The 368-nt window shown below is 48.9% G+C and carries 2 pseudogenes; both read left to right on the top strand.

From position 1 onward, the window contains the following. Window positions 1-203 (top strand): annotated as a pseudogene (locus H6A13_RS13155) (hypothetical protein); the annotation flags it as partial. Next, window positions 182-368 (top strand): annotated as a pseudogene (locus H6A13_RS13150) (hypothetical protein); the annotation flags it as partial. The pseudogenes H6A13_RS13155 and H6A13_RS13150, both read left to right, overlap by 22 nt.

The following is a 368-nucleotide window of genomic DNA, read 5'->3' as shown; positions in this document are numbered from 1 at the left end:
TCGACGGCAGGCTTTCTTTGTATGAACACCAGTCCACGAAGAACCCGAATCTTCCGCTGCGGTTTCTGCTCTACATTTCGCATCTGTATTCCAGGCTGACTGTGAAAGAAAACTTGTACGGAGAGACGATTGTACAGATCCCGCGCCGGAGTTTCTTATCTTTTATAACGGAAAGGATAAGATGCCGGAGCGGCAGATCCTGAAATTGTCTGATATGTACAGCGTGCAGGATGGGCAACCGAAGCTGGAGCTGGAAGCTACGCTCCTCAATATTTCCGGGAGCAACAATCAGAAGTTGAAAGAAGCCTGCAGGACGCTGGGAGAGTATGCCATATATACGGATAAGATCCGGGCGTATACGGAAGAAA

Source organism: Mordavella massiliensis (assembly GCF_016902415.1).
Classification (GTDB): Bacteria; Bacillota; Clostridia; order Lachnospirales; family Lachnospiraceae; genus Merdimonas; species Merdimonas faecigallinarum.
Note: the sequence above shows the minus strand (reverse complement) of the source record. Positions and strands in the feature narration are given on the sequence as shown.